General features: G+C 64.6%; 11 protein-coding genes. 8 read left to right on the top strand and 3 right to left on the bottom strand.

The window, feature by feature from the left end:
- Positions 1-318: AAA family ATPase (locus JNK68_12255; GenBank protein MBL8541127.1), on the top strand; the 318-nt coding region annotated here is incomplete at its 5' end.
- Between the two features lie 102 nt (positions 319-420).
- Positions 421-786: a hypothetical protein gene (locus JNK68_12260; GenBank protein MBL8541128.1), complete on the top strand. Its 366-nt coding sequence runs from the start codon at positions 421-423 to the stop codon at positions 784-786.
- A 38-nt stretch (positions 787-824) separates the two neighbouring features.
- Here JNK68_12260 and JNK68_12265 read toward each other — a convergent pair whose 3' ends face one another.
- Positions 825-2,024, bottom strand: coding sequence for a cation:proton antiporter (locus JNK68_12265; GenBank protein ID MBL8541129.1), 1,200 nt, complete (start codon positions 2,022-2,024; stop codon positions 825-827).
- 155 nt (positions 2,025-2,179) lie between these two features.
- Positions 2,180-2,698, bottom strand: coding sequence for a hypothetical protein (locus tag JNK68_12270; protein MBL8541130.1), 519 nt, complete (start codon positions 2,696-2,698; stop codon positions 2,180-2,182).
- A 286-nt stretch (positions 2,699-2,984) separates the two neighbouring features.
- Between JNK68_12270 and JNK68_12275 the strand changes: the two genes are divergently transcribed.
- The 6 genes from JNK68_12275 to JNK68_12300 all read left to right on the top strand — a co-directional run bounded on the left by JNK68_12275 (position 2,985) and on the right by JNK68_12300 (position 8,051).
- Positions 2,985-3,455, top strand: coding sequence for a DUF2244 domain-containing protein (locus JNK68_12275; protein ID MBL8541131.1), 471 nt, complete (start codon positions 2,985-2,987; stop codon positions 3,453-3,455).
- 29 nt (positions 3,456-3,484) lie between these two features.
- Complete coding sequence (coxB, locus tag JNK68_12280; GenBank protein MBL8541132.1) at positions 3,485-4,612, top strand: cytochrome c oxidase subunit II; 1,128 nt, start codon at positions 3,485-3,487, stop codon at positions 4,610-4,612.
- A gap of 60 nt (positions 4,613-4,672) precedes the next feature.
- Positions 4,673-6,265 (top strand): cytochrome c oxidase subunit I, encoded by a 1,593-nt coding sequence (ctaD, locus tag JNK68_12285; GenBank protein MBL8541133.1) that lies wholly within the window; start codon positions 4,673-4,675, stop codon positions 6,263-6,265.
- Between the two features lie 113 nt (positions 6,266-6,378).
- The gene (locus tag JNK68_12290; GenBank protein MBL8541134.1) at positions 6,379-6,945 is read left to right on the top strand and encodes a cytochrome c oxidase assembly protein; all 567 of its coding nucleotides are present in this window, start codon (positions 6,379-6,381) and stop codon (positions 6,943-6,945) included.
- Positions 6,942-7,160, top strand: coding sequence for a DUF2970 domain-containing protein (locus JNK68_12295; protein MBL8541135.1), 219 nt, complete (start codon positions 6,942-6,944; stop codon positions 7,158-7,160). Before JNK68_12290 ends, JNK68_12295 begins: the two co-directional genes overlap by 4 nt.
- A gap of 36 nt (positions 7,161-7,196) precedes the next feature.
- Positions 7,197-8,051, top strand: coding sequence for a cytochrome c oxidase subunit 3 (locus tag JNK68_12300; protein ID MBL8541136.1), 855 nt, complete (start codon positions 7,197-7,199; stop codon positions 8,049-8,051).
- Between the two features lie 117 nt (positions 8,052-8,168).
- Here JNK68_12300 and JNK68_12305 read toward each other — a convergent pair.
- Positions 8,169-8,302 (bottom strand): DUF2909 domain-containing protein (locus tag JNK68_12305; GenBank protein ID MBL8541137.1); only part of this gene is annotated, 134 nt, incomplete at its 5' end.

Here is an 8,302-nt window from a genome sequence, read left to right on the forward strand (position 1 = left end):
GACGACGTTGCCGATCTCGCCGCGCTGCTGCGCCTGCCGGTAGTCCTCGTAGTGGGCGTGCGGCTCGGGTGTCTCAATCACGCGCTGCTCACCGCAGAGGCGATCGATCGTCGCGGGCTGCCGTGGTGCGGCTGGGTCGCGAACCATGTCGATCCGGACATGGCGGCGGCCGATGAAAACATCGACGCCCTCACCCGGCGGCTCGGCGTGCCCCTGCTCGGGCGCGTCCCTTTCACGGAATCGGCCGACGCGAGGACGCTCGCCGACGTGCTGGATGTCGCGACGATTCTGACGGCGCTCGACGGTGCCGACAACTGACCGGATGCGGCGCTGGTACCGAGGCGCGTTTCCCTATGCTATGTTGATAGGCGCGGCTGCGCGAAGCCGCTCCACAAAACGAACGGAAGAGAGAGAGTGCGAATGAATTCACGCTTGAAGGCAGTGTTGACCGTGGGGACGATCGTGCTTGCCGGTTGCGTGAGCCCGGCTGAGCAGAAGGCAGCCGACACCAAGCAGTGCCAGGGCTACGGCTTCACACCGGGCAGCGAGGCTTTCGCAAACTGCATGATGACCATCGCGAACCGTCGCTCCGACGACATGCGCCACTGGCAGGACGAGCAGAAACGGCGGTGGGAGGAGCAGCAGAAGTCGCAGCAGGAGCCAGCGCAGGCGGCGCCCAGCCAGCCGACGCAACCGACTGCGATGGACTGCACGACGAGCGAGACCAGTACGACCACCGGCAACACCACGAACGTCCAGAGCAGGACCAACTGCCACTCGCGCTGAGCGCCCGTCACGCCGGCGGCAGCGCAGTTCCGAGGTGGCTATAGCGCTTCGGAGTCGATCTCCGCGGCCGCCGCGGGGGCGCGTTTCGACCGCAGCGACAGCGCGATGAGCGGAAAGACCAGGACCGTCAGGATTGCGGCGCCGACCAGGGCCGCGGCATTCTCGGGCGATATCTTCCCGGTCGCCCGGCCGAGATCCGCGATGACGACCACGAGCGGCAGAGAGGTGGCCGAGAGCAGCGCCAGTGCGAGCTGCTCCCGCTTGCCGAGCGCACGACGGTAAAGCAGGGCCGGGGCGCCGCGCACGAGCAGAAAGAGGGCCACGAAGAGCGGCACCCGCAGCAGGCTGTCGGGGCTCGCGAAGAGTGCGACGACGTCGATCTGGGTGCCGCTCGCGATGAAGAAGATCGGGATCAGGAAACCGAATCCGATCGCATCGAGCTTGTGCCGGAACGGCTCCGCTTCCGGTCCGCGTGCCACCAGCCCCACCACCGCGCCGGCGGCAAAGGCGCCGAGCAGCAGATTGAGACCGAAGGTGTCGGCCATCACGACCATGGACGCCAGCAGGAGCATCGACAGGCGCACGGGGAACTGACTGGTCTTGTACAGGGTGCGCGAGAGGATCTCGATCACCTGCGGCGGACGCACCCGCAGCACGAGCACCACGCAGGTAAGCGCGATGAAGATGAAGGTGATGAGCAGCTCGGAGCGCTGCGCGAGCTTGCCGTCGCCCGCCATGATGAGCGAGAAGAGAATGATCGGCGCGAACTCGCCGATGGCGCCAGCGCCCAGAACACAGCGCCCGAGTTGACTGTCGAGGTCGTCCGCCTCGCGCAGGATCGGAAGCAGGGCACCGATCGCGGTGGTGGCGAGCGCGACGCCGACGAGGAAAGGATCGAACGCGAGTCCGGCGGCGGACAAGGCCTGCGTCAGTGCCAGCGCGAGCACGATGGAGACGGTCCATCCCAGCCCGCCCAGGCGCAGCGGAGTACCGCGCAGCGTGGAGAAGTCGAGGTCCATGCCCGCCAGAAAGAAGAGGAAGCAGAGGCCGAGTGCGGACAGTGCCCTGACGCCGACTTCGTCACCGACCAGATCCAGCATCTGCGGGCCGATTGCGATGCCCAGCAGCAGTTCGATGACCACCAGCGGCAGGCGCAGCCGGATGGGCAGCTCGTTGAAGAGCGGCGCCAGGGCCGCTGCGAAGAGGACGATCAGGAGCGGATGGTGGTGCTGGGGCACGGCTGCCCTCGTTCTCCTATTGGCGAAGCCTCGCGCTCTGCGGGCCGCGGCGCGGGGCGCGCGACGCGGCTGCGCGACTGGCCGGCAGGGGACGAAGCCCTGCGCGGCGCGGCGCTCCTGTCATGGACGCCGCTCCGGATTGGGTTCGGAACGATTCAGAAGGGGTCCAGCATTTCCGACGTGGAGGCGGCAGGCCGCGGCTTCGCCGGGGGTGGCTTTGCGGCAGCCGGCTCTGGCTCGTCCGCTTCCGGCGCAAGCAGCACCGGTGGCGGGCCGGGATCGGGGTGTGCGCTCATCGCCGGTGGATCGGAGGCTGCGGTGGGCGGGGCCGACGGCTCTTTCGCGGCCGACGATGCCGGCACGTGGGCGATCAGCTGAGCGTTGTCGACCCAGCCCTTCACGCCGCTGGCCGTGCCCGTCACCAGCGCGTAGCCATCATGCACGCGCACCCGGCTGACGCGCTCGTGGGGGCCGAGGTGTCCAACAACGGCGGCGGCCGCGGAGGGCTGGTCCCGCACCACCACGCCGTCGGCACCGGCGAAGAAGGTTTGCCCGGGTGAGGCTGGAGTCGGCCGGGCGGACCGGTGTCCGCGCGCCTCCTGCACCTCGTCGATGCTCGAACAGCTGGCGAGGAAGAGCGCCAGGGCGGCCGCAACGGCAAGCCGCGCCGCCACCGGTGCGCACCGGCCAACGGGTGCTGCAGGAAAAGCGTGCCGGGACGGCGGAGCCGCGCCGCCGCCGCATGACCCTGTCACGTGAGAGTCTCCAGGTGGAAATGGGCGGAGAATACCCGGCGCCCGGCCGCCGAGCAACGCGCGGGTGGCGGGCGCACCGAAGCCGGCAAGCCCCGGCCTTCCTCCTTGCCCTGCGCGCAAACGCTGTGATACCTTTGCCGGGCTTTGGATGGCCGACCAGATACTTACAGAGCATCGTCGAGAACGGGAGGGCGTTGCAGCGCAGATGAATCCGGTCGATGCAGGGCAGTGTGCGGAATACCTGCTCGTTGCCCATCGCAACGATTCACTGTCGCGTTCGGATCGGCATCGGGTTTTCTGCTTTATTTTCGGGGTTTCGATTCTCATCGCGCTTGCTTTCACCGCGATGGGTGCGTGGCCTGTGCTCCCATTTGCAGGGCTTGAGATGGCGGTGCTGTACGCCGCCTTCCGCTACGTCGATCGCCATGCCTCGGACTACGAGTGTCTCGAGATCGACGGGGACCGCGTGCGCATCGAGATCCGCGAGGGATCCGATGTGCAACGGGTGGAACTGAACCGCCACTGGGCGCAGGTCGTGATGCACGAGAAGGCAGGGCGGCGACGGCTCGCGCTGCGCTCGCACGGACGCGAAGTGGAGTTCGGTCGCCACCTCACGAACGATGAGCGCGAGCGCGTCGGACGCGAACTCGCGCAGCAACTCGGCAAGGCTTTGTGAACTTGAAGGGAAGAAGAAGCGTGCGAAACATGAAGCGAACGAGTGTGGCGGGCATGGCTGCGTTGGCTGCGTCGGGTGTCGCACACGCACAGTTCGGGCTGCAGAGTCCCGAATCCCCCATTGCGCAGCAGATCTACGACCTGCACTCGCTCATCTTCGGCATCTGCGTGGTCGTCTTCATCGCTGTCTTCAGCGTGATGTTCTACTCGATCTTCTACCACCGGAAGTCGCTCGGTGCGAAGCCTGCCTCCTTCCATGAGAACACGACGGTCGAAGTCATCTGGACCATCGTTCCCTTCGTCATTCTGGTCGGCATGGCGGTCCCGGCGACGCGCACCGTGCTCGCCATGAAGGACACGTCGGACGCCGAGATGACCATCAAGGTCACCGGCTACCAGTGGAAGTGGGGATACGACTATCTCAAGGGCGACGGCGAGGGCATCAGCTTCTACAGCAATCTCGCCACCCCGTACGCGCAGATCCACAACGAAGCACCCAAGGGTCCGGAATATCTGCTGGAAGTCGACAACCCGCTGGTGGTTCCCGCCGGCAAGAAGATCCGCGTGCTGACGACGGCCAACGACGTCATCCATTCCTTCTGGGTGGGCGCGCTCGGCTTCAAGCAGGATGCGATTCCCGGGTTCGTGCGCGACACCTGGTTCTACGCCAAGAATTCCGGCATCTATCGCGGCCAGTGCGTCGAACTCTGTGGCAAGGATCACGGCTTCATGCCGATCGTGATCCACGTCATGGAAGATGGCGACTACAAGCAGTGGGTCGCGGCCAAGAAGAAGGAGATCGAGGCTTCACGCATCGATCCGAACAAGACCTACACCCTGACGGAGCTCAAGGCGCAGGGCGAGAAGGTGTACCAGGGCAACTGTGCTGCCTGTCACCAGGCGAGCGGCATGGGCGTGCCGGGGGCCTTCCCGGCGCTCTCGGGTTCGAAGGTGGCCACCGGCCCGGTCGCCGACCAGATCAAGCTCGTGCTGAACGGCAAGCAGGGCACGGCAATGGCCTCGTTCAAGCAGCTCTCGGACATCGAGATCGCGGCCGTCGTGACCTACGAGCGCAACAGCTGGGCGAACCAGACGGGTGACGTCGTCCAGGCCGCCGACGTGAAGGCGCTGCGCGGCGGGACGGTGGCCTTGAAGTAGCGAAGCAGCAGGCAGCATTTCGAATCCGCGAGTGACATCTTTTCGCCCCAGGAGAACCTGATGGCAGCCGTACCCGGTAGCGTGCACGACCACAGCCACGATCACGATCACGCGCATCATCCGACCGGGATCATGCGCTGGGTGACGACGACCAACCACAAGGACATCGGCACCATGTACCTGTGGTTCAGCTTCGCCATGTTCTTCGTCGGTGGTCTGCTCGCCTTCGGCATTCGCGCCGAACTCTTCCAGCCGGGTCTGCAGTTCTGGCAGCCGGAGTTCTTCAATCAGCTCACCACGCTGCACGGCATCATCATGGTGTTCGGGGCGATCATGCCGGCGTTCGTGGGCTTCGCGAACTGGCAGGTGCCGCTCATGATCGGCGCGCCCGACATGGCGTTCGCGCGCATGAACAACTGGAGCTTCTGGCTGCTGCCGCCGGCCGCCATACTCCTCATCACCTCGTTCTTCGTTCCCGGTGGCGCGACCGCTGCTGGCTGGACGCTGTATGCGCCGCTCACCGTGCAGATGGGCCCGGGGATGGATCTCGCGATCTTCGCCATCCACATCATGGGCGTCTCCTCGATCATGGGGTCGATCAACATCATCACCACGATCCTGAACATGCGCGCCCCAGGCATGACGCTCATGAAGATGCCGCTCTTCTGCTGGACATGGCTGATCACGGCCTATCTCTTGATCGCGGTGATGCCGGTGCTCGCCGGTGCGGTGACGATGACGCTCACCGACCGCCACTTCGATACGCACTTCTTCAATGCGGCCGGCGGCGGCGATCCGGTGCTGTATCAGCACATCTTCTGGTTCTTCGGGCATCCCGAGGTGTACATCATGATCCTGCCGGCGTTCGGCATCGTCTCGGAGATCATCCCGACGTTCGCGCGGAAGCCCTTGTTCGGCTACTCGTCGATGGTGTATGCGACTTCCTCGATCGCGATCCTGTCCTTCATCGTGTGGGCGCATCACATGTTCACCGTCGGCATGCCGGCGGCCGGTCAGCTCTTCTTCATGTACGCCACTGCGCTGATCGCGGTGCCGACCGGGGTGAAGGTGTTCAACTGGCTTGCCACCATGTGGAAGGGGTCGATGACGTTCGAGACGCCGATGCTCTTCGCGATCGGCTTCATCTTCGTCTTCTCCATGGGCGGCTTCACCGGCCTCATCCTCTCCATCGCGCCGGTGGACATCCAGCTTCACGACACCTACTACGTCGTCGCGCACTTCCACTACGTGCTGGTGGCGGGCTCGCTCTTCGCCATCTTCGGCGGCACGTACTACTGGCTGCCGAAATGGACCGGCCACATGTACGACGAAAAGCTCGGCAAGCTGCACTTCTGGCTTTCCATCATCTTCTTCAACCTGACCTTCTTCGTCATGCACTTCCTCGGGCTCGCCGGCATGCCGCGACGCATCCCGGACTATTCGATCCAGTTCGCCGACTTCAACATGGTCGCCTCGATCGGCGCGTTCGGGTTCGGGCTCTCGCAGCTCATCTTCCTGCGGGTCGTCGTGAAGTGCATCCGCGGCGGCGCCAAGGCGCCGGCAAGCCCGTGGGAAGGGGCACACGGTCTCGAATGGACGGTGCCTTCGCCCGCGCCGTACCACACCTTCGAGACGCCGCCGGTGGTGAAGTAACTGAACGCCGGGATGCAATCGCGGGATGAGGGCAGACGCCGCGTTCGTACTGCGCTCATTCTCGTGTCGATAGCGCTCGTGTTCTTCATCAGCGTGATCGTGAGGCACTGGTCATGAGCGCTGTCGCCAGCGAGAACATCGTCACGCTGCGCAAGCTCGTCGTCGCGGCGGTGGCGATGTTCGGCTTCGGCTTCCTGCTGGTGCCGTTCTACAACAAGATCTGCGAGGTGGCCGGTCTGAACCGGGTGGTTGAGCGCGACGAAGTGGTCAACACGCAGGTCGACACCTCGCGCTTCCTGACGATCGAGTTCGACGCGAACGCGCGCAACGACCTGCCGTGGAGGTTTGCGCCACTCGAGCGCAGCGTGCGCATTCATCCTGGCGCACTGACGCAGATCACCTACGAAGTGCGGAACGATGCGGCGGTGCCGGTGGTGCTGCAGGCGATACCCAGCTACGGGCCGCAATACGCGGCACAGTATTTCAGGAAGCTCGACTGCTTCTGCTTCAAGCAGCAGCGGCTCGCGCCCGGTGAAGTGCGACAGATGCCCGTGGTGTTCGTCATCGACCCGAAAGCGCCCGCCGATCTAGGCACGGTGACGTTGAGTTACACCTTCTTCGAGGTCGAAGGGACGACCGGGGGCAAGTCGGCAGCGGTGCCCGTCGGCGAACGCGGGTGAAGCCGGAGGACGGGCAGTCGCGGGAACCGCGAAAGGCGGGTCCGCTGGCGGCCGCGAAGGCGGTGTTCTGGGCGTTCTTCGGGGTGCGTCGGCGCGGCGATCACGCGCAGGACATGGTGAGCCTCACCCCGCTGCAGGTGATCGTCACCGGGATCATCGCCGGGGTGCTGTTCGTGTTGAGTTTGGTGCTGCTCGTCGGCTGGATCACCCGATAGGTGCAGAAGAGAATTCGTAACGGAGGAAACAAGGGGATGGTCACTGACGCCAGCAAATACTTCGTGCCCGAGCCTTCGCACTGGCCGATCTTCGGTTCCATCGCGCTCCTGCTCATGGCATTCGGCGCAACGCTGTGGATCAACCACGAGGCCGTGGTCGGGCCGTGGGTCCTCGCTGCAGGTGCGGCCGTCCTCATCTACATGCTTTTCGGCTGGTTCGGCACGGTCATCCGGGAAAACCAGCGCGGCCTCTACAACAAGCACGTCGACACGTCCTTCCGCTGGAGCATGAGCTGGTTCATCTTCTCGGAAGTGATGTTCTTCGCGGCCTTCTTCGGCGCGCTCTTCTACATGCGCGTGCTGTCGGTGCCCTGGCTCGGCGACTTCGACAACAAGCTGCTCTGGCCCGATTTCGCCCCGACCTGGCCGGTTGCAGGCCCCGGTCTGGAGGAAAACTTCACGCCGATGGCGGCCGCCGGCATCCCGGCGCTCAATACCCTGCTGCTGCTGAGCTCGGCCGTGACCGTGACGTGGGCGCACTGGGGGCTCAAGAAGAACAACCGCGGCCAACTTACGCTCGGCCTGGCGCTCACCATCATTCTCGGCATCACGTTCCTCTTCTTCCAGGCTTACGAGTACGGTCACGCCTACTCGGAGCTGAATCTCAAGCTCTCGACCGGTGCCTACGGCTCGACCTTCTTCATGTTGACGGGATTCCACGGACTGCACGTGACGCTCGGGACAATCATGCTCATCGTGATCTTCTTCCGCGTGCTGGCAGGCCACTTCACGCCGGAGCGCCACTTTGCCTTCGAGGCCGTGTCGTGGTACTGGCACTTCGTCGACTACGTGTGGATCCTGCTTTTCATCTTCGTATACTGGCTCGTCTGAAGCCGCTTCCGAATAACAGGAGGAGGATCCCCTCGCGAGGGGGAGGACAGAAACGCCGCACCGATTTCCGAGGTGCGGCGTTTTTTTTGTGGGCGCTGATCCTGCCCCGAAACCGGCTCAGAGCCCCGTTTTCGGAATGAAGCCGAAGTAGTAGCCCGCCATCAGCAGGACAAAGAGCGCGACGGATAACGCGACCCGCCAGGTGAGCGCCTTGACCGTGCGCTCCGAAGTGCCCTGGTCCTTGATGAGGT

It is taken from the genome of Betaproteobacteria bacterium (assembly GCA_016791345.1).
Taxonomy (GTDB): Bacteria; Pseudomonadota; Gammaproteobacteria; order Burkholderiales; family JAEUMW01; genus JAEUMW01.

Bases quoted from the DNA above. Each gene is read 5' to 3' on its own strand.
- JNK68_12260 (MBL8541128.1), top strand. From the start codon at position 421: ATGAATTCACGCTTGAAGGCAGTGTTGACCGTGGGGACGATCGTGCTT.
- JNK68_12275 (MBL8541131.1), top strand. From the start codon at position 2,985: ATGAATCCGGTCGATGCAGGGCAGTGTGCGGAATACCTGCTCGTTGCC.
- coxB (MBL8541132.1), top strand. From the start codon at position 3,485: ATGAAGCGAACGAGTGTGGCGGGCATGGCTGCGTTGGCTGCGTCGGGT.
- ctaD (MBL8541133.1), top strand. From the start codon at position 4,673: ATGGCAGCCGTACCCGGTAGCGTGCACGACCACAGCCACGATCACGAT.
- JNK68_12290 (MBL8541134.1), top strand. From the start codon at position 6,379: ATGAGCGCTGTCGCCAGCGAGAACATCGTCACGCTGCGCAAGCTCGTC.
- JNK68_12300 (MBL8541136.1), top strand. From the start codon at position 7,197: ATGGTCACTGACGCCAGCAAATACTTCGTGCCCGAGCCTTCGCACTGG.